At 44.7% G+C, this 24,390-nt stretch carries 23 protein-coding genes and 1 pseudogene; 21 read left to right on the top strand and 3 right to left on the bottom strand.

The genetic code is table 11. The features are described from left to right. The first annotated feature begins 31 nt into the window (after positions 1–31). The 10 genes from NQ536_RS09205 (at position 32) to NQ536_RS09160 (ending at position 10,485) form a co-directional block, all read left to right on the top strand. The gene (locus NQ536_RS09205) at positions 32–715 is read left to right on the top strand and encodes a riboflavin synthase (RefSeq protein WP_004849200.1); all 684 of its coding nucleotides are present in this window, start codon (positions 32–34) and stop codon (positions 713–715) included. A gap of 25 nt (positions 716–740) precedes the next feature. Next, entirely contained in the window at positions 741–1,946 is a 1,206-nt protein-coding gene (locus tag NQ536_RS09200) for a bifunctional 3,4-dihydroxy-2-butanone-4-phosphate synthase/GTP cyclohydrolase II (protein WP_004849199.1), read from the top strand. Between the two features lie 256 nt (positions 1,947–2,202). Beyond that, a complete protein-coding gene (gene ribH / locus NQ536_RS09195) occupies positions 2,203–2,664 on the top strand; it encodes a 6,7-dimethyl-8-ribityllumazine synthase (RefSeq protein WP_004849197.1) in 462 nt (153 codons plus the stop codon). Positions 2,665–2,828: 164 nt separating this feature from the next. Next, positions 2,829–3,635, top strand: coding sequence for a Cof-type HAD-IIB family hydrolase (locus tag NQ536_RS09190; RefSeq protein ID WP_004849196.1), 807 nt, complete (start codon positions 2,829–2,831; stop codon positions 3,633–3,635). A gap of 28 nt (positions 3,636–3,663) precedes the next feature. Further along, complete coding sequence (locus NQ536_RS09185; protein WP_004849195.1) at positions 3,664–4,485, top strand: DUF1189 domain-containing protein; 822 nt, start codon at positions 3,664–3,666, stop codon at positions 4,483–4,485. A gap of 80 nt (positions 4,486–4,565) precedes the next feature. Then, positions 4,566–5,090, top strand: coding sequence for a CYTH domain-containing protein (locus tag NQ536_RS09180; protein WP_004849194.1), 525 nt, complete (start codon positions 4,566–4,568; stop codon positions 5,088–5,090). Between the two features lie 24 nt (positions 5,091–5,114). Next, on the top strand, positions 5,115–5,660 hold the full coding sequence (locus tag NQ536_RS09175; protein ID WP_004849193.1) for a DJ-1 family glyoxalase III: 546 nt from the start codon (positions 5,115–5,117) through the stop codon (positions 5,658–5,660). Positions 5,661–5,707: 47 nt separating this feature from the next. Next, on the top strand, positions 5,708–8,263 hold the full coding sequence (locus tag NQ536_RS09170) for an ATP-dependent DNA helicase (RefSeq protein WP_004849191.1): 2,556 nt from the start codon (positions 5,708–5,710) through the stop codon (positions 8,261–8,263). Between the two features lie 27 nt (positions 8,264–8,290). After that, on the top strand, positions 8,291–9,778 hold the full coding sequence (locus NQ536_RS09165; protein ID WP_004849189.1) for a UDP-N-acetylmuramoyl-tripeptide--D-alanyl-D-alanine ligase: 1,488 nt from the start codon (positions 8,291–8,293) through the stop codon (positions 9,776–9,778). A 230-nt stretch (positions 9,779–10,008) separates the two neighbouring features. After that, entirely contained in the window at positions 10,009–10,485 is a 477-nt protein-coding gene (locus NQ536_RS09160) for a DUF6465 family protein (protein WP_004849187.1), read from the top strand. A gap of 452 nt (positions 10,486–10,937) precedes the next feature. Here NQ536_RS09160 and NQ536_RS09155 read toward each other — a convergent pair. Next, a pseudogene (locus NQ536_RS09155) lies at positions 10,938–12,194 on the bottom strand (ammonium transporter); the annotation flags it as partial. Positions 12,195–12,519: 325 nt separating this feature from the next. Between NQ536_RS09155 and NQ536_RS09150 the strand changes: the two are divergent. Beyond that, a complete protein-coding gene (locus NQ536_RS09150; RefSeq protein ID WP_004849182.1) occupies positions 12,520–13,272 on the top strand; it encodes a helix-turn-helix domain-containing protein in 753 nt (250 codons plus the stop codon). A gap of 191 nt (positions 13,273–13,463) precedes the next feature. Here NQ536_RS09150 and NQ536_RS09145 read toward each other — a convergent pair whose 3' ends face one another. Continuing rightward, the gene (locus tag NQ536_RS09145) at positions 13,464–13,802 is read right to left on the bottom strand and encodes a P-II family nitrogen regulator (protein WP_004849179.1); all 339 of its coding nucleotides are present in this window, start codon (positions 13,800–13,802) and stop codon (positions 13,464–13,466) included. Positions 13,803–14,122: 320 nt separating this feature from the next. Here NQ536_RS09145 and clpX point away from each other — a divergent pair, with 320 nt between their 5' ends. The 9 genes from clpX to NQ536_RS09100 all read left to right on the top strand — a co-directional run bounded on the left by clpX (position 14,123) and on the right by NQ536_RS09100 (position 22,756). Continuing rightward, positions 14,123–15,679, top strand: coding sequence for an ATP-dependent Clp protease ATP-binding subunit ClpX (gene clpX, locus NQ536_RS09140; RefSeq protein ID WP_022058756.1), 1,557 nt, complete (start codon positions 14,123–14,125; stop codon positions 15,677–15,679). A 249-nt stretch (positions 15,680–15,928) separates the two neighbouring features. Next, complete coding sequence (locus NQ536_RS09135) at positions 15,929–16,495, top strand: manganese efflux pump MntP (protein ID WP_004849173.1); 567 nt, start codon at positions 15,929–15,931, stop codon at positions 16,493–16,495. A 192-nt stretch (positions 16,496–16,687) separates the two neighbouring features. Then, positions 16,688–18,532, top strand: a complete 1,845-nt coding sequence (locus NQ536_RS09130; protein WP_004849172.1) for a DUF885 domain-containing protein — start codon at positions 16,688–16,690, stop codon at positions 18,530–18,532. 148 nt (positions 18,533–18,680) lie between these two features. Next, the gene (locus NQ536_RS09125; RefSeq protein WP_004849171.1) at positions 18,681–20,402 is read left to right on the top strand and encodes a S8 family peptidase; all 1,722 of its coding nucleotides are present in this window, start codon (positions 18,681–18,683) and stop codon (positions 20,400–20,402) included. Positions 20,403–20,445: 43 nt separating this feature from the next. Further along, entirely contained in the window at positions 20,446–20,832 is a 387-nt protein-coding gene (locus tag NQ536_RS09120) for a hypothetical protein (protein WP_004849170.1), read from the top strand. A gap of 117 nt (positions 20,833–20,949) precedes the next feature. Beyond that, positions 20,950–21,552, top strand: a complete 603-nt coding sequence (gene thrH / locus NQ536_RS09115; protein WP_044997777.1) for a bifunctional phosphoserine phosphatase/homoserine phosphotransferase ThrH — start codon at positions 20,950–20,952, stop codon at positions 21,550–21,552. A gap of 21 nt (positions 21,553–21,573) precedes the next feature. Continuing rightward, positions 21,574–22,053 carry a hypothetical protein gene (locus NQ536_RS09110; RefSeq protein ID WP_004849167.1) on the top strand — a complete coding sequence of 160 codons (480 nt, stop codon included), beginning with the start codon at positions 21,574–21,576 and terminating at the stop codon, positions 22,051–22,053. Between the two features lie 23 nt (positions 22,054–22,076). Continuing rightward, complete coding sequence (locus NQ536_RS09105) at positions 22,077–22,430, top strand: hypothetical protein (protein ID WP_004849165.1); 354 nt, start codon at positions 22,077–22,079, stop codon at positions 22,428–22,430. A gap of 5 nt (positions 22,431–22,435) precedes the next feature. Further along, the gene (locus tag NQ536_RS09100) at positions 22,436–22,756 is read left to right on the top strand and encodes a DUF308 domain-containing protein (protein ID WP_227135484.1); all 321 of its coding nucleotides are present in this window, start codon (positions 22,436–22,438) and stop codon (positions 22,754–22,756) included. A gap of 61 nt (positions 22,757–22,817) precedes the next feature. Here the strand turns inward: NQ536_RS09100 and NQ536_RS09095 are convergent, their stop codons facing one another. Then, positions 22,818–23,402: a hypothetical protein gene (locus tag NQ536_RS09095; protein ID WP_004849161.1), complete on the bottom strand. Its 585-nt coding sequence runs from the start codon at positions 23,400–23,402 to the stop codon at positions 22,818–22,820. Between the two features lie 138 nt (positions 23,403–23,540). Between NQ536_RS09095 and NQ536_RS09090 the strand changes: the two genes are divergently transcribed. Next, complete coding sequence (locus tag NQ536_RS09090) at positions 23,541–24,365, top strand: polysaccharide deacetylase family protein (protein WP_022058750.1); 825 nt, start codon at positions 23,541–23,543, stop codon at positions 24,363–24,365. Positions 24,366–24,390 lie beyond the last annotated feature (25 nt).

Genomic DNA, 24,390 nt, shown 5'->3' with positions numbered 1-24,390 from the left:
TCCGTTACATGATATAGAAAAGAGGTCATACATGTTCACAGGAATAGTTGAAGAAATAGGTACTATAAGAAAGATAGATAAAGGTGTAAGCTCCTGCAGTATCACGGTGCAGGCGGGCAAGGTGCTCCAGGGAAGTCAGGTTGGAGACAGTATAGCGGTAAATGGTGTATGCCTCACTGCAACCAGCATATCTGGCAATATCTTTACTGCGGACGTTATGCCGGAGACGCTGAGGCGAAGCGGACTCGGACAGCTTACTGGTGGCAGCAGAGTGAATCTTGAGCGCGCTATGGCGGCCGGAGGAAGATTTGGTGGACATATCGTGTCGGGGCATATAGATGGAACCGGAACGATTAGGGAACTCAAGAGGGAGGACAATGCAGTGTGGGTGACTATAGACTGTTCTCCGAAGATACTCAGATACATCATTGAAAAGGGCTCGATAGCGATAGATGGAATAAGTCTTACGGTTGCATACGTCGACGATACTTGCTTTAAGGTGTCGATCATTCCGCACACGGCGGGGGAGACGACACTGCTCGACGGCAAGCCTGGAAAGGTGGTTAACCTTGAAAATGATGTGGTTGGAAAGTATGTTGAGAAATTGCTTGCGCCATACAAAGGTGACGATGTGGATGGAAAGCTTTCAAATGGAAAGGCTTCAAATAGATCAGGACTTGATATGAAGTTCCTGGTAGAAAATGGATTTATGTAGACAGATATTTTAAGGAGGTAGAGTGATGAGTTTTGAATTCAACTCGATAGAGGAGATAGCCGCTGATCTTGCGGCAGGCAAGCCGGTTGTCATGCTTGACAACGAGGACAGAGAGAATGAGGGCGATGTCATCTGTGCGTCAGAATTTGCTACAACAGAGAATGTCAACTTCATGGCAAAGTGGGCGAGAGGTCTCATATGCATGCCTATGGATGCCTCGTATGCGGATAAGCTGAATCTCCCACAGATGTGCATAACAAATACAGATAACCACTGTACAGCATTTTCGGTGTCGGTGGATCATGTGGACACAACCACAGGAATCTCAGCAGAGGAGAGAGGCTACACAGCCAGAAAATTTGTGGATGAGAATGCAAAACCGGATGACTTCAGAAGACCGGGACACATGTTCCCACTCCAGGCTGTTGCAGGCGGAGTCATAGAGAGAAATGGACACACAGAGGCGACAGTGGACCTCATGAAGGTTGCAGGACTCAAGCCTTGCGGACTTTGCTGCGAGATCATGAAGGACGACGGAACCATGGCGAGAAAGGATGACCTTGTGGAGTTTGCAAAGGTTCACGGCCTTAAGATATCGACCATAGAGAAACTTGTCCAGTACAGAAAAGAGCATGAAGTATTTGTTGAGTGTGTGGCTAAGGCAAAGCTTCCTACAAAGTATGGTGAGTTTACGATCTGCGGATATATCAACAAGCTGAACGGTGAACATCACGTGGCACTCACAATGGGGGATATTGCGGATGGCGAGCCTGTTCTCTGCCGTGTGCACAGCGAGTGTCTCACAGGTGACTGTTTCGGTTCACAGAAGTGTGATTGCGGTCAGCAGCTTGATGCAGCCATGAAGGCTATCGCCAAGGAAGGCAGAGGTGTGCTTCTGTATATGAGACAGGAGGGCAGAGGAATAGGCCTTATCAACAAGATAAAGGCATATGCGCTTCAGGATCAGGGACTTGACACCGTTGAGGCAAATCTCAAGCTCGGTTTCCCTGATGATGCCAGAGATTATACCATAGGAACACAGATACTCGTGGATCTCGGAATCAGACAGATCAGGCTGCTCACCAACAACCCTCTCAAGGTATATGGTCTTGCGGGCTACAATCTTGAGATTGTCGAGAGAGTTCCGATAGAGATAGAGCCAACCAAGTTCGACGCATTTTATCTCAAGACCAAGAAAGAGAAGATGGGTCATATGTTAAATGATGTATAATATTTCACAAGGAGGGGCCCGCGTAAGCGGGAGGTTTCCTTGTGAAGCACGCAGACGCTGCGCGCAAGCGCCTTTTCATGCGTCTGCTCCATAGAACAAGGAGGGGCCCGCGTAAGCGGGAGGTTTCCTTGTGAAGAATGGAAGCGCACTGATGTGCGCGCAGGTCATCAAGCGGTGCTTGACGACATATCACGCAGACGCTGCGCGCAAGCGCCTTTTCATGCGTCTGCTCCATATAATAAGGAGGATGAATTAGATGAATAAGGTAGAAGGAAAATTAGTAGCAAATGGAGCAAAGATAGGCATAGTAGCAGCTAGATTTAATGAGTTCATAGTTTCAAAGCTTGTCAGCGGTGCAGAGGATGCACTTCTCCGTCACGACGTAAATGCAGACGATATCACAGTAGCCTGGGTACCGGGTGCATTTGAGATACCTGTAGTTGCAAAGAAGATGGCGGCAAGCGGAAAGTATGATGCGGTTATATGTCTTGGCGCTGTTATCCGCGGTGCGACAAGTCACTATGATTATGTGTGCAACGAGGTTTCAAAGGGGGTTGCATCTGTATCACTTGAGACAGGCGTACCTGTAATGTTCGGCGTTGTGACAACAGAGAACATAGAGCAGGCTATCGAGCGTGCAGGAACAAAGGCAGGCAACAAGGGCTACGACTGCGCTATGGGAGCACTTGAGATGATTGACCTTATAAAGCAGTTGTAATGCGGACGGTTAAAAATGCGGTACAATGCAGCATGCTGATGCGTGTATAGGTTATTGCGCTTACGCGCAAGTCAACGCGCGAAAACTTAATGCGTACAGAATATACAGGCACGTGTAGTTATAATACATGTGCCTGTAAATATATGACAGGATGGATATAATATATGAAGAACACAGACAGGAAGATATTATTCTTTGATGTAGATGGAACACTTATAACCGAAGATGGACGCAGATACTTTCCGGATAGTGCAAAGCGCGCCCTAGCCCAGGCCAGAGTAAATGGACATCTGGTGTTTATAAACACAGGAAGAGTGTACTGCAATATCACTGAGGAGATAAAGTCTGCGGGATTTGACGGATTCGTGTGTGGATGTGGAACGTCCATATATTATGATGGAAAGGAATTGTTTCACAATGATGTGAGCAAGGATGTGTGCCGGGATATAGCATATGTATGCCGTAGATACGATATGTATGGAATGTATGAACACCGGGATAAGGTGTATGTTGACGGACAGAAGATGGACAATGAGCTCCTTGCCGAGATGGTAAGATATTTCCGTTCAAATGGAATATTTGTAGGGGAGGATGTAGATTCGGATGATTTTGAATTTGACAAGTTCTGCTGCTGGATCCCCGAGGACAACAAGAAAGTTCCTGAATTTCGCGAGTATGTTTCGGGAAACTTTGACTATATAGACAGGGGACGCGATTTCTGTGAGATCGTGCCGAAGGGATTCAGCAAGGCTACCGGAATAAAGTATCTGCTCGATTATTTTGACATCCCGCTGGAGAATGCTTATGCATTTGGTGATGGCAACAATGATGCACCTATGTTATTATATTGTCCAAACAGTATAATCATGATGAAAGGTCCGGAGGAACTCAAAAAGCAGGTCATGATGGTGACGGACGATGCGGAGAACGATGGAATATACAATGCCATGGTTAAACTGGGGATAATATAGTTTAAGAGATTTAGGAGATTAGAGATTGATGGAAGAACAGGAAGAGTACAAGAAGGTCACGCTGATAGACCAGTTGGCGATCGCGGTAAGCAGCCCTAAGAATTACAAACATCTCACAAAGCTGAAGGCCGGCAGACTGGTCTGGTTCGTTGTGATACTTTCGTTTCTGCTTGCGTTCATTGAATTTGGAATTGACGCAATATTCTGGACAGCCAAGGTTGGAGGATTCAGAAATCTTGCGGAGAATGTGATACCGGCGTTTTCCTATGAAGATGGGAAGATGAGCATAGAGAGGGATATACAGGTTGCGGTTGGAAATGGAAATCTGTATATCAATACGGAGAATGCAGAGGTAGATTTGAACGAAATGACGACAGATGGAGCATATGTCGCCATAGGCAGTGAAAATGTCACTGTAGGAGTTGTGAGTGGCGGAAAAGGCTATGAGTACATGGTGACTCCTATAAAGTATTTTATGCTGCCTAATGGTTTTAATAATGCTTCTCTGGCTGCCTGTGCACCGATATTTTATGTGTATATGTTTGTTATGTTCATGTTTGTGATGATAGGATGTGCTGGAAGACAGTTGCTTTTGGCACTGTTGTTTAGTATCGTTGGCAACTCATTTGCGAAGCATTTGAATACACGGTTGACGTATGGAAAAGTGTTTACGATATGCGTGTATGCACAGACTCTGGCAATGCTGCTGCTGTCGGTGAATACTGCTGTAGATTACATGATATCTTCATTTATCCTGTGGATGGCGGCGATGATGATATCAATGGTATTTATGAACAGAGCAATCATGGCACATGTGAGCGGTGACATACCACCCGGAGATATATTCTGACAGGAGTATGCGTACAAGCTGGAAAACAGATATTGATTGAAGATCTTAGTTGAAGATCTTAGTTAAAGAGGTGTAAATGCATGGAGATAGAGAGAAAATTTCTTGTGGCGGATATTCCGCTTGAACTGGACAGATATCAGGTAAAGCACATGGAGCAGCTATATGTTTCAACGAGACCGGTCATAAGGATACGGAGAAGCGATGACAAGAGGGTACTCACGGTGAAGTCGAAGGGACTGCTGTCTAGACAGGAATTTGAGATGGAGATAGATGAGAATGAGTATCAGAATCTCAGATTAAAGGCTGAGGGCAATGTGATAGAGAAGGACAGATATATAATACCTGTCACAGACACAGAGGGTACCTGCGGGGATTGGTCGGTGGACGAGAAGCTTTGCATAGAGCTTGATGTGTTCCACGGCATATTTCAGGGACTGGTGTATGCTGAGGTAGAATTCCCGTCAGAGGAGGCAGCTGAGGCATTTACAGCTCCAAAATGGTTTCTGAGGGATGTCACAGGTGAGGGCATGTATCAGAACAGTGCGCTCAGCAGCATGGATGAGAGCGATATAGAAAGGTTTATAGAAGATGCGTATAGATTATAGGAAGATCAAAAGGAGGAAAGTATCATGAAGGCGAGAATGTTATTTGCAACCGGATATGAGGAGGTCGAGGCGCTCACTGTTGTGGATATACTCAGGAGAGCGGGAATAGAGTGTGCAATGGTGGCAGCAGACGATTCTGAAGCTGTCACAGGGGCACATGGAATTTGTGTCAGCATGGATGAGAAGCTGTCAGAGATAAGTGGTGAGTGTGATATAGTCATACTTCCGGGAGGAATACCTGGAGTTCCAAACCTTAAGGCGAATCCAAAGGTAGAGGCTCTTGTGAAGAAACAGAATGACAGAGGTGCGTATGTTGCAGCTATATGTGCAGGACCTACAGCTCTCGGAGCATTTGGTGTGCTTGCCGATAAGAAAGCTACATGCTATCCTGGATGCGAGGGACAGCTCATGGCAAAGACACACAGCACAGATCCTGTGGTTGTGGACGGCAATGTAATAACCAGCAGAGGAGTGGGAACAGCCATAGATTTTGGCCTTAAGATAGTTGAGGTCATGATTGACAAGACGATTGCCGATGATCTTGCTGAAAAGATCGTATATAAAAGATAGATTATACATAGATAGTATAAGATAAATGGTATATACAGGAACAAACAATGAATATAAGAATATCAGTTAGAAGCCTTGTGGAATTTATATTTCGCAGCGGTGATATAAGTGATAGCAGCAGCGGGGCTCTGCCTGTAGAAGCGATGAATGCGGGAAGCAGGATTCACAGAAAGCTTCAGAAACGGGCAGGGTCTTATTATGCTTCTGAGGTACCATTGAAGATCACCTCGGAGTGTGGCGGACATGTCATAACTGTGGAAGGCAGGGCTGATGGGATAATAGACAGGCGCGGGACTGCCCGGGAGGCTGATGGGATAGCCGCCGACAAAGGCGGAGAGCAGCCTGATGAAAATAAAATACAGATCGCACCTGCTGTGCATGAGCCGGATGTGCTGGCGGAGAATGAGGATGAAGGACATGTCATGGATATGGTGCGTGGATACGAGGTCAACTTTGGCGAGAGCGATGTGATGATAGATGAGATCAAAGGTGTCTACAGAAATCTCGATGATGTGGAGGAGCCGCTCAGAGTTCATGTTGCACAGGCCATGTGTTATGCATATATATATGCCAGGGAAAAGCAATATGATGATATAGATGTGAGAATAAGTTATGTCAACCTTGATAGCGAAAAGGAGAAGTTCTTCAGGAGAAACTATAGATTCGGGTACCTTGAGGAGTGGTTCGCGTCAATGACTGGGAAACTTGCCATATGGCTTGATATGGTAGAGAAGCACATATGTCTCAGGGATGAGTCCATTGTGGATATGGAGTTTCCGTTTGAGTATAGAAAAGGCCAGAAAGAGATGGCACTCTATGTGTACAAGGCGATAGAGAAGAAGGGGAATCTGTACGTTCAGGCACCTACTGGCATAGGAAAGACCATGGCGGCTGTCTATCCGACGATAAAATCATTTGTCCAGGGAGATGTGAGCAAGCTGTTCTATCTGACGGCCAAGACAATTGCCCACACGGTTGCCAGGGGGGCCATACAAAAGCTCATGGACAGGGGACTGGAGTTTAAGACGGTTATCCTGACAGCGAAGGAGAAGATATGTTTGCAGGACGAGATGGACTGCAATCCGGCGCTCTGTCCTTACGCAAATGGACATTTTGACAGGGTAAATGAGGCTCTGTATGATCTTGTGTCAAATGAAAGCATAATAGACCGTGAGATTGTGAGGCGCTATGCTGAAAGATATCAGGTGTGCCCGTTTGAGCTCAGCCTTGATGCCAGTCTGTTTGCCGATGCGGTGATAGGCGATTACAATTATGTATTTGATCCGAGGGCGAGCCTCAAGAGGTTCTTTGCAGGTGATGGTAATACACCGGGAAATTATGTGTTTTTGGTAGATGAGGCTCACAATCTGGTGGATAGGGCCTCATCGATGTACAGTGCCCATATCATAAAGGAGGACTTTCTGGAACTCAGAAAGCTTACAGCTCAGTATGGAGGCAGACTTACCAGATATCTAAGTAGCTGTAACAGGGAACTGCTTGCCCTGAAGAAAAATGTGCCGGCTGAAGGTTATGAGGTGTTGCCGAGTATTGCGGGGCTGCATTTGAAATTGCTTGGGCTGCACGACGCTCTGGATCTCTTTCTGGAGGAACATGGGCAGATACCGGAGCGCAAAGAGGTGTTGAATTTCTATTTCAATCTGACGTCATTTCTTAACATTGCGGAGATTGTGGATGAGAATTATATCATGTATGATGAGATACTTCCCGATGGAAGATTTATGGTGAAGCTCTACTGTGTGAAGCCTGCGGCAAATATAAGTGCCTGCCTTGACAAGGGGCTTACAACGGTATTTTTCTCTGCTACGATACTGCCCATCAGGTATTACATGGAGATGCTGTCTGACTGCCCGGATGACCAGGCTATATATATCAGGTCGCCGTTTGCACAGGAAAACCGCAGGATACTCATAGCAAATGACGTGACTACCAGATACACGAGGAGAAATGATGAGCAGTACGGGAATATATACAGCTATATTGAGAGCGTGGTAAGCGCAAAGAAGGGCAATTATATGGTGTTCTTCCCGTCGTATGCTATGCTGGAGCATGTACAGGCATTTGCGGGGGAGATGGAAAGACTGCATCACGTAAAGGTGATCGTCCAGACACCGTATATGAATGAGGCGGACCGTGAAGAGTTCTTGAACACATTTGAGACGGAAAATGGTGTGCTCGCATTCTGTATTATGGGCGGAATATTTTCTGAGGGGATAGATCTGACGGGTGATAAGCTGGTCGGAGCCATAGTGGTGGGACCGGGACTTCCCCAGGTGTGTACGGAGAGAAAGCTCATGATGGACTATTTTGACGCCAGAGGCGGGAGTGCGGGAGTCAGGGGCGACAGTGATGGCTTCAGGTATGCATATCAGTATCCAGGTATAAATAAGGTATTTCAGGCAGCAGGCAGGGTCATAAGGACCGAGACGGACCGGGGAGTCATACTTTTGCTGGACGAGAGATTCAATTCCAGAAGATACAGTGAACTGTTTCCTGTGGAATGGAACGATTATGAGATATGCAACAGGAAAAATGTTGCCGGTCTGTTGGAGGATTTCTGGAAAGATAAAAGTAAAGAGAATTAATGTACAAAAATAATATACAGTGCTATAATGGGCAATATCATGAGACGACTATGTCTTGGTGATGCTGCGGATGCCGTGGAAATGTCGGCGATTGAGTCCGTTCCAACTATCGCGGGGAAGCCTGCTGAGAATAAAAAGGGGATAATGATGGTAGATATAACTGTAAAGAATATACTGGAAGCCACTGGCGGTGTTTTGCTGTGTGGAGATGAGAATACCGTACTCACAGATATCTGTATCAATTCAAAAGAAGCTAAGGAAGGAGACTTGTTTGTTCCAATCATCGGTTCAAGAACAGACGGACACAGGTTTATAGAGTCTGCACTTCAGGTGGCAGCGGCTACGCTCACATCGGAGCATGACAATGTTGTTGTGTCAGACAAGGCTTATATACGTGTTGATGACACTGTTAAAGCTCTTCAGGCTATCGGAAAGTATATAAGAAACAGATACGATATGCCTGTTGTGGCAGTCACAGGAAGTGTCGGCAAGACAACTACCAGAGAGATGATCACGGCGGCGGTGAGCGCCGGAATGAAGTGTTTCCACACTGAGGGCAATTATAATTCAGTATACGGCGAGCCTATCACGGTGTCGAGAATGACTGATGAATACGATGCAGCAGTGCTTGAGCTTGGCATCGGTGAGCCGGGAGAGATGGATATTCTGACGGATATCGCGCAGCCAGACATATGTGTTGTCACGACTATAGGTGTTGCCCATATCGAATATATGGGATCACTTGAGAATACACGCAAGGAAAAGCTCAGCATCATCAAGGGTATGGGTAAGAACGGAACATTATATATTAATGGCGATGATCCTATGCTCTATGCGGTGAAGGATGAGATACCTTGCAAGGTATACACATACGGCTGCGGCGAGGGAATGGATTTCAGAGCGACAAATATCCGTATGGAGGACGGTTACTCCATATATGACATGGTTCACGGAGATGATGTGGTAACTGTAAAGGTCGGAGTCATGGGACTTCACAATGTCCGCAACTCGCTGGTTGCCATGGCTGTGTCACATCAGCTGGGCGTGCCTTATGAGAAGTCTTCAAAGGCGTTTGAGAACTTCAGAGGACTCAGACAGAAGGTTATAAAGCTGCCTGGCAAATACACGATCATAGACGATACATACAATGCAAGCCCTGATTCTATGAAGGCAAGTACCGATGTGCTCTGTGACATGAAGTGTGAGGGCAGAAAATACATCGTACTCGGCGATATGCTTGAGCTTGGCGACAGGAGCGATGAATATCACCGTGAAGTCGGAGAGTATCTCAGGGACAAGAAGATCGATGAGGTTATAGTCATAGGAGAGCATGCTCAGAAGATAAAAGAGGCTCTCGATGAGTGTGATACAAAGTATGCCAAGACGGTATCGTTTACCGATACCGAAGAGATTGCCATATACCTCATGGCGCTCATGAAGCCTGAAGATATCGTACTTTTGAAGGCGTCAAACGGAATGAATTTGAGTGAAGTGGTTAATATTCTCACTAATTAACGCAAGCATTTGTGCAAAATGACAAAAGCGATCACGGATTTATAACAATCAGTGATCGCTTTTTTGTGTAATGTGTTGCGATTTGCGGAAAATTAATTCTCAAAACACTACAAAAGGGAGAAAAGAATTTGGTTATATTGAAAAACACAAAAAAATGGAGTAATATCAACCTAGCTTGAAAATAAGTACATAAGATTATATAGATACTTTTTATTTGGGAGGAAAAGATCATGGCTACAGCAAAGAAGGCAGATGAGACAAAGAAGGTAACAAAGGCAACACCTGCAGCAGCACTTGCTAAGGTTGAGGCAGCTAAGAAAGAGGAAGCCGCAAAGAAGACAGCAGCTACAGCAGCAAAAGCAGCACCTGCTAAGGCTTCAGTAAAGAAAGAAGAAGTAAAGAAGGAAGAGCCAAAGGCAGCTGAGGTTAAGACAGCACCTGCAAAGAAGGCAGCTCCAGTTAAGAAAGAGGAGCCAAAGGCAGCAGCAACTAAGAAAGCACCTGCAAAGAAGGCAGCTCCAGTTAAGACAACTGAGAAGGTATTCGTAGAGTTCGCTGGTGGACAGATAGAGATGTCAGTAATCGTTGACAAGGCAAAGGAAGCTCTTGGCAATAAGACAGTTAAGGAATTGAACGTATATTATCAGCCAGAAACAGGCATGGTATATTATACAGCTGATGGAGAATCAGGTTCTTACAGTCTTTAATCTATAGATGTTTGTTTTGAGACGGGGCACCCGGTCAATATATGACCGGGTGCCCTTTTGTGTGTTCTGATTCTCATATTGTATGCAGAAGACTCATCCAGAAATTCTATCCGAAATCTGTTATAACGGTCCGCAAAGGATACGGACATTGTGTGTATATGTTCAAGCATCAGGAAGAATACAGTGATATATTGAGAAATTACATGGAGAGAGCAGATCGGACATTTATATAAAATATTTCAAAGGGCGTTATGATACTGTAATTATGGTATCGTAGTGCCCTTTTGTGCATATATGAAAGCAAATAGAGGTTATATGAAAGAAATAGGGTTATATGTCAAAACGTGTTGAAAAAAACAGCCGCCAAAGTCTGTACTTGCACAGGACTTTGGCGACTGTTTTTATTCATATATTTGATATTCCGTTATATTTCCTTATTACTTTGTTGTTACAAAGTCAGCGTATGCTGTTGGAAGACCGTGCTCTGTAGGATCAAGACCCTTGATCTCCTCTTCCTCAGAAACTCTGAGACCGATGGTCTTCTTGATGATAAGGAATACGATAGTGATAGTAACGGCTGTCCATGCTGCAACTGCTACAAATCCAAGTAACTGGATGAGAAGTGGATGAACACCACCGCCGTAGAACAGACCGTTTAATGTATCATTTCCAGGAACAGATGTTGTGGAGAAGAGACCTACAGCGATTGTTCCCCAAATACCATTTATACCATGTACAGCTACGGCACCAACAGGATCATCAACATGTAATGCGTGGTCACAGAGCCATACTCCGAATACTACGAGAAGTCCGGCAATGATACCGATGATAGCTGCGCCGAAAGCATCGACTGTATCACAAGGAGCTGTGATGGCTACAAGACCTGCAAGTGAAGCATTGAGACACATTGATACATCAGGCTTGCCATATTTGAGCCATGTAAATATCATACATGAAACTGTTGCAAGTGCAGGCGCGATAGTAGTAGTGAGGAAGATAGAACCTAACTGCTCAACAGATGTAGCTGCTGCGCCGTTGAATCCATACCAGCCAAACCACAGGATGAATACACCGAGTGCACCGAGTGGAAGGTTATGACCAGGAAAGGTGTGAACCTTTACTACCTTACCTGTCTCATCCTTCTTGAACTTTCCAATACGAGATCCAAGTAATGCTGCTCCTATCAGAGCTGATATACCACCTACCATGTGAATGGCACATGAACCGGCGAAGTCGTGGAAGCCAAGCTTTACAAGCCAGCCGCCGGGATTCCAGATCCAATGAGCTTCAATAGGATATATCAGCAGTGAGATGATAGCTGAGTATATACAATATGCTGAGAACTTAGTTCTTTCAGCCATGGCTCCGGATACGATGGTTGCTGCTGTTGCACAGAACACAAGGTTGAATACGAAGCTTGACCAGTCATAATTTTTGTAGTCAAGGAAGAGGGCGAGTGAAGGTTTTCCGATGAAACCTCCGAGAGCCCAGTCACTGCTTCCGATGAGAAGCGATGAACCGAGGATCATGAATGAAACTGTACCTAGACAGAAATCCATGAGGTTTTTCATAATGATATTTCCGGCATTCTTTGCTCTTGTGAAACCGGCCTCAACCATTGCAAATCCGGCCTGCATCCAGAATACCAATGCGGCTCCGACAAGGAACCATACTCCAAAAACAATTGTGCTTACGTCTTCCATAATCATTCCTCCTTTTAATACATTGCATTGTTGTGGAAGTGATCAGATAATAAAAAAAGATGCGTCCCACCGGGATATTCCCAGTAAAACACATCTTTGTGTACACAATATCTGATCGTACGTCACTGAGATATGACTGATATCTGACTGATATCTGTATCTCAGTGCCACACCTCAATTACTAACTTGGGTTGAGTATAGTATTGAGATATGGTAAAATATTGAAAAAATCGGACACTAATTGATATACCTTATTTTATTTACCACATGCTTAATTTAATAAAGGTAAACAGGCGACAAAGATAAAAGAATAATCCGGAGGATCAAAATTGTGCAGCAGATTTTATTGAATGTTAATTTTTGTGACGAGATCAGACACTGCGAAGTGCGGAAAGATGGAAGGAAAGTGGCTATAGCGGCAGGGTATAGCCTTGCGGGGATCAGGCTCGTACCTCAGGAACTTGCCGGTGTATGTCTTCTATATATAGCGGGGAATGTGCGCGAGGTGAAGCTTCAGGATATCGAGCATGCAGATATCATAGAGGGGGGCTGTGCATTTGTGGTAGTTCAGCCTGACATAAGTTTTGGAAAAATGGCAGTAGGTGGAAGTCTGCGCCGAAAACTGGAGCGGCTATTTACCCGATGTGGGAGAAAAGGGATAGATGTCTCTGGTGTTGAAAATCTTATATGTGAAGCTGCCGGGGTGATAGAAGCTGATGAATTGCTGTGGTCGCAGGAGAAAAAGACAGCACATAGAGTGGCGGAACTGGCAGATCTAGTGTATGGCAGCAATGGCAGGATGTCACTGCCTGAACTCTCGGATGCCGCAGGCTGCACAGTGCGCCATGTTCATCGGATATTTTCGGAAAATATTGGAAAGGGACCGAAGAAATTTTCAAAGATAGTAAGGATAAGAAAGACGACAGAAAGGATATTTGAGGATCCGTATGAGAGCATAACAAACTATATGGAAGAAATGGCGTATTCAGACCAGGCACATTTCCAGCGTGAATTCAAGTGGTATACAGGGTATACGCCTGGAAATTTTATAAGACTGAATAGGAGCGTTAAAAGTTCAATGTAAAAATCCAATATAAAAGTCTGCGAAAACTATGAGAAACACGCTCTGCGTGGTTCTCAAGTCATCACGGCAGCCTCCAAAGCATCATGTAAGCACAGGCTTTGGCTCGTTGCTTCGCGTAAATAAAGACAGCCGGCTGATCATAGTCGGCCGGCTGCAAAAGTTAGAAAAGGAATGATACTGGATATCGAATTTTAGAGTGCTGTCTCTCCGCGCTCACCGGTACGGATACGGACAACATCTGCAACATCGTATACAAAAATCTTACCATCACCGATTTTGCCAGTGGAGATCCTCTCGCATACCTTAAAGATTATTTTGTCGGCCACATCATCAGCGGCGATCGTCTCGATCTTTACTTTGGGAATAAGATTTACAACATATTCGCTACCCCTGTAGGTTGTCTTATATCCCTTCTGATTACCATAACCCATGATATTGGAAACCATAGCACCTGTTGACTCGCACTCGTCGAGGATGGCTTTCACATCGTCAAGCTTTTCTGAACGAACTACAATTTCAAGTTTTTTCATTTTACAGTCCTCCTTTTATTTACGTCGGTCTATTGCATTTGCTTAGTCAAATTATAGCATAGCAAAAAAATCAATTCTATACTGTTGGGCAAATGCAAAAATATTAAAAGAATTTTAAAGAGGTAATGGATAAAATAACAGACTTCCATGCTGCAGCGCTTTATTTTATTAAGTATACGAAAAGTATTTGGGGAATATTTCCGCGCTGCGGGCGCGGAGTTTACAGGAATTTCATATTTCAATGGGTTGGTAAATACATCGAGTATATGGTATTATATCAAAAAAGTATAGATTTTTAATTGTGGAGGATAAAGAAGATAATGACGGATAAATATACAGATGAATACGACGAGTCTGCTGACAATAAATATGATGATACTGATTCAGCATATGATATTGTTGATTCGGCAGATGAGTCCGAGGATGATGCAAACAACGAGGATGATGCAACCAAGGATGATAAAACAAAAAAAACGGGTGGTGAGACATCTGACAATAGTGATGACGACTATGAAAAATATTGTTATCTCTGCCGCAGACCTGAGAGCGTTGCAGGCAAACTCATACATATGCCGGGAGATATAAATATATGTCCTGACTGTATGCAGAGATCATTTGACAGCTTCACAAGTTCAGGTTTTGGCAATATGCCTGGGCTTGGCAACATGCAGTTCATAGATCTTACTAATATGCCATTTGGCAACATCGATATGTCAAAGTTCAAGGCGCAGAATGATATTCCGAAGTCACAGAAGGTCAAAAAGAAAGCGCCAAAGGAGAAGAAAAAGCAGGAGGAGCTGTCACTTAAGACCATACCTGCACCGCACAAAATAAAAGCCATGCTTGATGAGTATGTCGTTGGACAGGAGTATGCGAAAAAGGTAATATCCGTAGCCGTGTACAACCATTATAAGAGGGTCCTTACGGATACCATGGATGATATAGAGATCGAGAAGTCAAATATGCTCATGGTTGGACCTACAGGATGCGGTAAGACTTATATAGTAAAGACCATAGCAAAGCTTCTTCAGGTTCCGCTTGCCATAACAGATGCAACTACACTCACTGAGGCGGGCTACATCGGCGATGACGTGGAGAGTGTTCTCTCAAAGCTTCTTGCGGCTGCGGACAATGATGTGGAGAAGGCTGAGCGTGGAATCGTGTTCATAGACGAGATAGACAAGATCGCAAAGAAGCAGAACAGCAACAGCAGAGATGTGAGCGGTGAGTCGGTTCAGCAGGGACTTCTGAAGCTCCTCGAAGGAGCGGATGTTGAGGTTCCGGTTGGATCGGGCAGCAAGAATGCCATGGTGCCCATGACGACCATCAACACGAGAAACATCCTATTTATCTGCGGAGGTGCTTTCCCGGATCTTGAGGATATAATAAAGAGAAGGATAAGCAAGCAGGCATCGATGGGATTTAAGGCCGAGCTCAAGGATAAGTACGATGATGAGCCAAACCTCCTCAGACAGGTGACGACTGAAGATCTCAGAGACTTTGGAATGATACCTGAGTTCCTGGGACGTCTTCCGGTAGTGTTCACGCTGGATGCGCTTGACAAAGATATGTATATCAAGATACTGAAGGAGCCAAAGAACGCGATCCTCAAGCAGTACAAGAAGCTGCTTGCTCTTGATGAGGTTGACCTCAGATTTGATGACAGCGCATATGAGGCGATAGCGAGCGAGGCGGTGAAGCGAAAGACTGGAGCCAGAGCGCTTAGAGCCATCATTGAGAAGTTTATGCTTGATATCATGTATCAGATACCGAGGGATGACACCATAGGAAGGGTCACCATAACTGGTGATTACATTCGCGGAAAAGGTAGCCCAATCATAGAACTCAGGGGAACTCCGGCCTTGGAAGAAAAATAATATGGGGGTAAATAATACTTGATAAAAAATTATCAGTATGATAGAATACCAGCGTTCATTAAGGGAGTAGTCAGCGCAAGGTGTATATATGCGTTGTGATATCAACATAATGATTGACAGCAAGCCGGTCAAATGGCGGCGTGAATCTGGTATTACTGTAGATGATGAGACTTTCTGGACAGCATAGCGCTGTCCCGGAAGTCTCTTTTTGTATCTAAAGAGACGTTGAAATGAGTTGGAGGAAAATTTATGAGCATTGTCGAACTGTTTATGCTGGCCGTAGGTTTATCAATGGACGCGTTTGCGGTGTCCATATGTAAGGGACTTTCACTAAGAGACATCAAGGTGAAACATATGGTGATTGCCGGTGTGTGGTTTGGAGGATTTCAGGCGCTTATGCCAACACTTGGATACGTACTTGGAAGTTTCTTTGCCGACCTTGTAAGCAAATGGTCACACTGGATAGCATTTGTGCTCCTGCTTTTTATAGGCGGCAGTATGATAAAGGAATCATTTGGCGGAGAGGAAGAAGTAAATGCCGATATGAGTGCAAAGGTGATGTTCCTACTTGCAGTTGCGACAAGTATAGATGCACTTGCAGTTGGAGTGTCATTTGCATTCCTAAAACTCTCTACATTATATATTGTGCTTGCGGTCATATTCATAGGATGTATCACATTCATATTCTCGGCTGCTGGAGTGAAGATAGGAAGTATATTTGGAACGAAATATAAGTCGAAAGCGGAGCTTGCTGGAGGTATCATACTGATACTCATAGGAATAAAGGTTGTTCTGGATGGACTTGGAATTCTGTAATATCTGAAAAATCTATAATAAGCATAAAGATAAACTTAAAGAGCGAGGAAGCCGGTATCTGAAATGCAAGTCATTTTGGAGACCGGCTCTTAACAGTTATAAAATTTAATCCAAATTAATGGACAATTGGGGGAGATATGTCATACAATATTCAGATAGCATAAGTGGGGGAATACATAGTAAGGAGATAATATGTTTAAGATCAAAATAGCAAAGAAAATAAAGAGAGTGGCAGTCATACTTGCGGCGGCAGCGCTGCTTGCATCGTCAACTGCGTGCAGTTCACACATGTTTGATGTGAAAGATATATTTGGGGTGACAAAGGACAATGCGGATGACTATACTGATGAGCAGAACAGGTTTGAGGAGTTTCTTCATGATGAGTATGTTGACAGCGTGACATCGGATACACTCACATACAACTATGAGATAAAGGACGGAGAGGCACTTGGAATCCTGGAGCCAGAGGTTTCCCTTGGAGATAACGATATGACGGAGGAGGGAATCCGCAAACAGAAGTCCGAATTTGATGATACATATGAGAAATTGAAATCATTTGATCGGGATGATCTCACAGAGAACCAGCAGCTGACTTATGATATTCTCAAACAGTATATGGAGAATGAGGAACAGGGATTTCTCAATATATATCTCAGTGAGCCATTTTCTCCGATGAAGGGATTGCAGTCGAACATTTCTACATATTTCACAGATTATAGATTTGACGACAAAGGAGACGTGGAGCGATATATAGAAGTGCTTGGTATGATAAGAGATTACTTTGACGACTATCTTGAATTTGAAAAGGTCAAGTCGGAAAAGGGGTACTTTATGAGTGATGATGTGTGTGATGAGGTCATAAAGCAGTGCGAAGATTTCTTGAAAAATAAGGACGATCACTTTATGATACAGACTTTCAACGATAATATCGAGTCCCTGAGTTTCCTGACTGAGGATGAGATCCAGGACTTTGAGGAGCAGAACAAGAAGGCAGTTGCAGAGAGCCTGCTTCCGGCATTCCAGGATGTCATAGACGTGTTGACATCTCTCAAGGGAACTGGAAAGAACGATGGTGGTCTGTGCAATTATGAGGGCGGAAAGGAATACTATACTTACCTTTTGCAGGATGCCGCGGGAACAGATAAGACTCCTGACGAAGTGGCAGAGATGCTGGATGAGAACCTTTCACAGCTTATAACCGAGATGACATCCATAGCCATGACGGACTATTCGGCATATGAATATCTGTACAGCAATTATGACAATCTGTTCTCAGAGTACAATGATGCGGATCCTACGGAGATAATCAATAAACTCATGGGAACCGCCACAGATCATTATCCCGATATGGGGAAGATAAGCTACACGGCAAAGAAGCTTGACAAGAGCCTTGAGGACATACAGGAGAACACACTTGCGTATTATATGTCCCCTGCCATAGATGATCAGGACAACAATCTCATAAGGGTAAATGGCAAGCATACAGATGGAATGTGGACGACACTTGCCCACGAAGGCTATCCGGGACACATGCTACAAAATGCATATTATATGTCAACTGATCCGGAGCCGATAAGGACTGTGCTCAGTTTCCTTGGATACAAAGAGGGATGGGCTATGTACGCGTGTTACGATGCGATAAGCTATTATACATTTGATGGTGTGGACAATTCAGAGGATGTTGCGAGACTGTACCAGATAAATGACGAGCTGAACTACCTTGTGTGTGGACGAATTGATATAGGGATCAATTATGAGGGCTGGAGTGTTCAGGATGCAAAGGATTATCTGAATGGCAAGGGACTGAACGGAGACGCCGCAGAGGAACTGTACACGACAATGGTTGGAGATCCTGCGGTATATCAGAGTTATTCAACAGGTTACTATGAGATGCAGTCCATCAGGAATTATGCAGAGAAGGAGCTGGGATCAAAGTTTGATCTCAAGGAGTTCAATACTGTTATACTGGAGACCGGACCATGTCAGTTTAATATACTCAAAGAGCAGGTTGACAAGTATATAAGTACAAAGAAATAAAAATATGAAGCTGTATTAGGTATGACGATGCAGTGTAAATTCCCGCGATGTGTGCTTGACATGGAAATATTTTTCAGGTACATTTCGTGGGAATTTTTTTAAAATTTTATCATATATTATAATAACTGTCTTATGGGCGAGGTGCGTGATGATATCGGATGCTGCCTATTCAGAGGATTATGTAGAATATATAGTGGAGTACAATGGGGATAGCAGTGCACTGATGGCATTTTACACCCCGGATCAGATAAGACTTATAGACAGCAGGTACGCTGTTGTGTTTCAGAGAAAACCTGCTGATCACATGGAGAGTTTTTCAAGACTGGAGTATACTTTGTTTCCAAAAGTATATGGACCTATGGATGATGTAGGTGCGCTGGAAGCTATAGGGGCAGTAAACATTCAGCAGCAGAGTATACTTGGACTTACCGGAGAGGGCATGCTTCTCGGTATAGTTGACTGCGGCCTGGATATCTATAACGGCGCATTTTTGCGTGAGGGCAGAAAAAGCAGGATACTTGCGGCATGGGATCAGACGATAGAGGGTACTGACGCCGCTACATACGGCTATGGCTTGGAGTATAGTGCGGAGGAGATACAGGCTGCCATAGATGAGGAACGAAGGATTATTACCGATGTGACGGGACATGGCACTTTCTGCGGCGAAACGGCGATGAGTGTTGCGGTGGATGCGGACATTATAATGGTGAAATTAAAACAGGCAAAACAAAATCTGCGCGAATTGTACGGTATACCCCAAGAGCCGGTTGCCTGCAGTGAAGTTGACATAATGACGGCTATAGCGTATTTGCTGAGAATTCAGCATATGCTCAAACGGCCAATGTGTGTGCTGGTGGCATGGGGGTCAAACAGTGGAAGTCATACTGGAGCTGGCGCTTTGGAGAAGTATATCAACAATATAGGAGATCTGAAGGGACTTGCTGTTGCTGTTCCTGGCGGAAATGAGGGGAGAGCGGGACATCACTACCGGGGGGTGATCGGGCTGAAGACAGACAGTATCATTCCGGGGAGTCTCACTGCGGATGATGACACCGGCGTCGGTACAGGATATGATAGAGTAGAGATAGATATCGCAAACAACGACAGTCTCACGCTTGAGATATGGGGGAGCGCTGCAAACACGTACTCAGTTGCGCTCGAAGTTCCAGGGGGAGAGTATGTAGAACGGGTATCTCCTAGATATGACAAAAGCACCGTCATCAAACCTATATTTGGCGGTGGAACCGTGTATGTGGATTATTTTCTCATAGAGGATGCGGCGGGGCAGGAACTCATAATGCTCCGCTTTATCAGACCTGCAAATGGTATATGGGGAATAAGGGTGTACGGTGTTGGAGAAACGGAGCTGAGCTTCAACGCGTGGCTTCCGATCAGTGCATTTGTAAGTCCCCAGACAAAATTTGTGAAAAGCGATCCGCGAACCACGATAACAAGTCCCGCCAGTGCGGAGACAGCGATATGTGCTTGCGCATATGACTATACAAATGGTAATCTGTATATAGACAACAGCAGAGGCTACACTGCGGACAGACGCGTCAAACCAGATTTTCTTGCTCCTGGTGTCAACATAAGCGGGGATGGACCTGGAAATGAGACTGTCATAAGGAGCGGGACTTCCATAGCGGCGGCATATGCAGCCGGATGCAGTATATTGCTTCTGGAATGGTCCTATGACAGAATGGATGTGAGGACCATAAATGGAAATCAGATAAGACATTATCTCATAAGGGGCGCGGTAAGACCTGGAGCTTCCGGCGGACTGCTCGATATAAGGAGCTATCCAAATCCGGAGTGGGGATATGGCCTGCTGAATATATATAACACATTTGAAAGTCTCAGAAATGTGTAGGATATAGAGTAAAAATACAAATGATAACGGAGTTTGATGCAATATGGGAAATGAAACGGCTGTCAGGGAAAAACTGAAATCTGGCGGTGAACTGGTGATATGTGGAGGCGATGTGAGGATAGAGTATTTTTTCCCAGGACCGGATCGGCGCTATGGAGGCAGCAGGCTGATGATATCCGGCAGGGATATTCCGGGATATATAGAAGCTTTGCAGGACAACTGGAATGCGTATATGGATATCAGAAAAAACTCAGGAAAGCAACTAGTAAATACTGTGGGAAGCAGGGGCATGCTGATCAGAAATGGAGTTATGGGAGGCGTGTATCTGAAACCAGGACATATGCGGATATCCACGGAGGAACAGCTTGGACAGGTCGTTGCGGACTACAGATACTGTTATACACGATACAAGGACATTCGTGATTGTTAGAGCACATGGTTCGTGTTATAATGAAAAAACTGTGAGTGGTTTCCCGTATGATATGGGTGACCTGATATGCAGAACATGATCATAAAAAAATACAGACAAGAAGATGGAGGAAGAAGTATGTATATAACATGTCTTGATTTAGAGGGAGTACTGGTGCCAGAGATATGGATAGCTTTTGCTGAGGCAAGCGGAATACCTGAGCTCAAGAGGACGACAAGAGATGAGCCTGACTACGATAAGCTCATGAACTGGAGACTTGGAATACTCAAAGAGCATGGCCTCGGTCTCAAGGAGATCCAGGAGACCATCGCCAAGATAGATCCGATACCTGGAGCAAAAGAGTTTCTGGACGAGCTCAGAGAGATAGGACAGGTAATAATCATCAGTGATACATTTTCACAGTTTGCAGGACCTCTCATGAAGAAGCTGGGGTATCCTACAATATTCTGCAATGAGCTTATCGTGGCAGATGACGGTGAGATAACAGGATTCAAGATGAGATGTCCACAGTCCAAGCTGACAACGGTCAAGGCTCTCCAGTCGATCGGATACGATACGATAGCGAGCGGCGACAGCCATAACGACCTTGGCATGATATATGCAAGTAAGGCAGGTTTTCTGTTCAAGAGCACAGATCAGATAAAGGCTGACAATCCTGATCTCGAGGCATTTGAGACATATGATGAACTTCTTGCAGCGATAAAGAAGGCTATGGACTAATTTGTGTAAGAGGATGTAGATATGAAGTACAATAGCGTTGATGAAATAGATACGATATCATTTCGTGATGCTGCCATAGTGAGATGCGTATTTTCCGCCAAGCAGGGAATACTGGAATTTGAGCTGGATGGAGCGATGGTAAGGGAGAACAATTCGGCAAATGAACTGTTCAGTGACAGATATGTCAGAGATATGCAGGTGAGATTTGTAAACCCGGAGGTGGAGGCTATACTCCTTGAGGGACACAAGTATTATGATGCAAATGATGTTCTCGTGGAGACCGTTCCGGACAGACCGGTGGATGAGTCCCGCTATGACGAGGTCATGAAGAGTTTTGAGGGCAAAGTTATATTTTTTGCCGCAACACCTAGGGAAAAGTCCAGTGAAAGAAAGTGTTTCCAGATGATAATAGATGTCGAAGAAGAGTCATATGTTCTCAGTTTTTATTATGACAAGGTCATAGCCCAGTGGGAACATTTTATGAACAAGGTGATGAATTGACAGGTTTCTTGTGAGGAATAGATATGGCGAAGAGAATAAAGAGATACATAGCATATGTTGACGCCCTTTTAGAGAGGGATGATATAGATGTGAAAAAAGAGATGGACAGACATCTTGTGCAGATAGGTTTCTTTATGCATGAGAGGCTTATACACTTGATAGTGCTGGCTCTGTTTGCGGTGCTGACGGTCATCACATGCATAGCATTTGTTGTGACAGCAAATATTTCACTCCTCATCCTGGCGCTGGCATTCATGGTTCTTCTCGTACCATACATCAAGCATTATCACCTCCTGGAGAACAGCGTCCAGTATATGTATGAACAGTATGACAGGATGCTTGAAAAATCCGGGGAAGATGTATTCGTAAACAGATAGGTGGTGTGAGAAGATTGTTTAACTTTGTTATGGGAATAGTCATGGTCGGCATCGGTGTTCTGAGTGTTACCAGAGCCTTTTTTACTAACCGGATGGCGGGATATATATTCTTCGGCGTGCTTATGATAGGCTTCGGGATCGTAGAGATGGTAAGATCAAGGGGCATGAAAAAGCGAAAGAAAGAAGCCCGGGACCGTGAGTTTGATATGTACACCATGATAGCTGAGCAGATGGGGGTAAAGATCAATCCTGTGACAGGAGAGGTCATTAAGGATGCCAAGGATCAGCCACAGCAACAGATAATGGACAATGAAACACAGGAATAAGGTATGTAATGCTGCTTCGGATGTATTTCCGCGGCAGCATTTTCTGTCTGTGAGTTTTTGATTACTTGAAATCAGAGAAATCGTACTCGGCAAATGTCTTTCCGTGCTCGTCTGACTTGTAGACTTTGCCGTTGTTGGAGTCGATATAGAAATCGCCGACTTTAGTATCGCCGTCCCTGTTGTTGTCGTGGAGTTCGATGTGGTAGCCTGTGCGGTCGCCTGAGAAGCTTGTGAGATCTTTGTCACTGTTGGCTACCTCAAATCTTCCATTTTCATTTGGAAGCTGGTTCATGAACCAGTCCTGGGCATCATCGAATGAACCGAATGCTCCTGATACAGTGTTTTCCACACCGTCAGCGACATCCTTCACACCGTCAGCCACGCCGTCGGTTACATCCTTCACAGCGTCGGCAGCTCCGCCGATAATTCCTTTGTCATCGCCTGAGCCTGTATTGTCCTTCTCAGCTTCTGATGATGTCTCTGAGTTGGCGTTTGATGTCTGAGTAGTTGAAGAGGAGGAAGAGCTTCCGGTGGTTCCTGCATCAGATGAATTGCCGCATCCGCAGAAGGCGATCATTGTGAGAGCCATACCGGCTGTGAGCAGGATTCGCTTTGGATCTGGATATTTCTTCGTGAATTTTTTCATGGTTTACATTCTCCTTGTATTTAGATTTTGCTATTATTGTTCCCGATGGAAACAGGATTATGCAGTGAATATAAATATGTTCATAAAGAAAGAATAAGCATAATATAATAGAAAAAAGGAAGTTAGACGGGGAAAAAATTGAAGAATAGAGACTCGCTGCACAGATTGTTTGATTCATGGCAGTACGTCATGCTGGCTGTTGCGATTTTTATAGCAATCATTTTTTGTTGTTATTATATCGTCAGTCAGTCGAGATGGGGCTTCTATACATCCGGAGGTATCCACGATGTTGAAAATCCGGTATTCAGCCCGCTGAAAGAGGTGGCCACAGATGGCGATAAGGAGGCGGAGACTAAGAGAGCGTACCTTACATTTGACGATGGCCCGTCCGGAAATACCGGAGAGATACTGGACATTCTTGATGCAAATGACGTGAAAGCGACTTTCTTTGTCGTTGGCAGGGGCGATGAGTATTATGATACATACAGGGATATAGTTGGAAGAGGCCACACGCTGGCCCTTCACTCATACACCCATGATTATGACAAAATATACGCAAGCCTGGATGATTTCGCTGAAGATATTGAGGAATTGCGAAATTTATTGTATGATGTAACAGGTGTCAATTGCGTTTATTATAGATTTCCAGGAGGCAGTTCCAACACTGTGTCGAAGGTGGATATGGATACACTCATAGACTATGTGGAGTCTCAGGGGCTGATATATTATGACTGGAATGCGCTTAACAATGACGCGGTGTGCGGTAGTTACACGCCGGAACAGCTGGTGGACAATATCATGAAGGATGCAGTCTGTCATGATGATGTCGTGATACTTATGCATGATCTGGATGCCAGACATTGTACAGTGGAGTCGCTGCAGATGCTCATAGATGAACTGCGGGCGGAAGGGTTCACACTTTTGCCTATAGATGAGAATGCTCCGCTTGTCAGACACCGATAGGGACAGGAAGGGGATATACCCATAT

Source organism: Coprococcus eutactus (assembly GCF_025149915.1).
In the GTDB taxonomy this organism is placed as follows: Bacteria; Bacillota; Clostridia; order Lachnospirales; family Lachnospiraceae; genus Coprococcus; species Coprococcus eutactus.
The sequence above is the reverse complement of the archived record's forward strand: the minus strand, read 5'-3'. Positions and strand labels throughout refer to the sequence as shown.

Excerpts from the sequence above, each read along its gene's own strand:
- NQ536_RS09205 (WP_004849200.1), top strand. The coding sequence starts at position 32 with ATGTTCACAGGAATAGTTGAAGAAATAGGTACTATAAGAAAGATAGAT.
- NQ536_RS09200 (WP_004849199.1), top strand. The coding sequence starts at position 741 with ATGAGTTTTGAATTCAACTCGATAGAGGAGATAGCCGCTGATCTTGCG.
- ribH (WP_004849197.1), top strand. The coding sequence starts at position 2,203 with ATGAATAAGGTAGAAGGAAAATTAGTAGCAAATGGAGCAAAGATAGGC.
- NQ536_RS09190 (WP_004849196.1), top strand. The coding sequence starts at position 2,829 with ATGAAGAACACAGACAGGAAGATATTATTCTTTGATGTAGATGGAACA.
- NQ536_RS09185 (WP_004849195.1), top strand. The coding sequence starts at position 3,664 with ATGGAAGAACAGGAAGAGTACAAGAAGGTCACGCTGATAGACCAGTTG.
- NQ536_RS09180 (WP_004849194.1), top strand. The coding sequence starts at position 4,566 with ATGGAGATAGAGAGAAAATTTCTTGTGGCGGATATTCCGCTTGAACTG.
- NQ536_RS09175 (WP_004849193.1), top strand. The coding sequence starts at position 5,115 with ATGAAGGCGAGAATGTTATTTGCAACCGGATATGAGGAGGTCGAGGCG.
- NQ536_RS09170 (WP_004849191.1), top strand. The coding sequence starts at position 5,708 with ATGAATATAAGAATATCAGTTAGAAGCCTTGTGGAATTTATATTTCGC.
- NQ536_RS09165 (WP_004849189.1), top strand. The coding sequence starts at position 8,291 with ATGGGCAATATCATGAGACGACTATGTCTTGGTGATGCTGCGGATGCC.
- NQ536_RS09160 (WP_004849187.1), top strand. The coding sequence starts at position 10,009 with ATGGCTACAGCAAAGAAGGCAGATGAGACAAAGAAGGTAACAAAGGCA.
- NQ536_RS09145 (WP_004849179.1), bottom strand. The coding sequence starts at position 13,802 with ATGAAAAAACTTGAAATTGTAGTTCGTTCAGAAAAGCTTGACGATGTG.
- clpX (WP_022058756.1), top strand. The coding sequence starts at position 14,123 with ATGACGGATAAATATACAGATGAATACGACGAGTCTGCTGACAATAAA.
- NQ536_RS09135 (WP_004849173.1), top strand. The coding sequence starts at position 15,929 with ATGAGCATTGTCGAACTGTTTATGCTGGCCGTAGGTTTATCAATGGAC.
- NQ536_RS09130 (WP_004849172.1), top strand. The coding sequence starts at position 16,688 with ATGTTTAAGATCAAAATAGCAAAGAAAATAAAGAGAGTGGCAGTCATA.
- NQ536_RS09125 (WP_004849171.1), top strand. The coding sequence starts at position 18,681 with ATGATATCGGATGCTGCCTATTCAGAGGATTATGTAGAATATATAGTG.
- NQ536_RS09120 (WP_004849170.1), top strand. The coding sequence starts at position 20,446 with ATGGGAAATGAAACGGCTGTCAGGGAAAAACTGAAATCTGGCGGTGAA.
- thrH (WP_044997777.1), top strand. The coding sequence starts at position 20,950 with ATGTATATAACATGTCTTGATTTAGAGGGAGTACTGGTGCCAGAGATA.
- NQ536_RS09110 (WP_004849167.1), top strand. The coding sequence starts at position 21,574 with ATGAAGTACAATAGCGTTGATGAAATAGATACGATATCATTTCGTGAT.
- NQ536_RS09105 (WP_004849165.1), top strand. The coding sequence starts at position 22,077 with ATGGCGAAGAGAATAAAGAGATACATAGCATATGTTGACGCCCTTTTA.
- NQ536_RS09095 (WP_004849161.1), bottom strand. The coding sequence starts at position 23,402 with ATGAAAAAATTCACGAAGAAATATCCAGATCCAAAGCGAATCCTGCTC.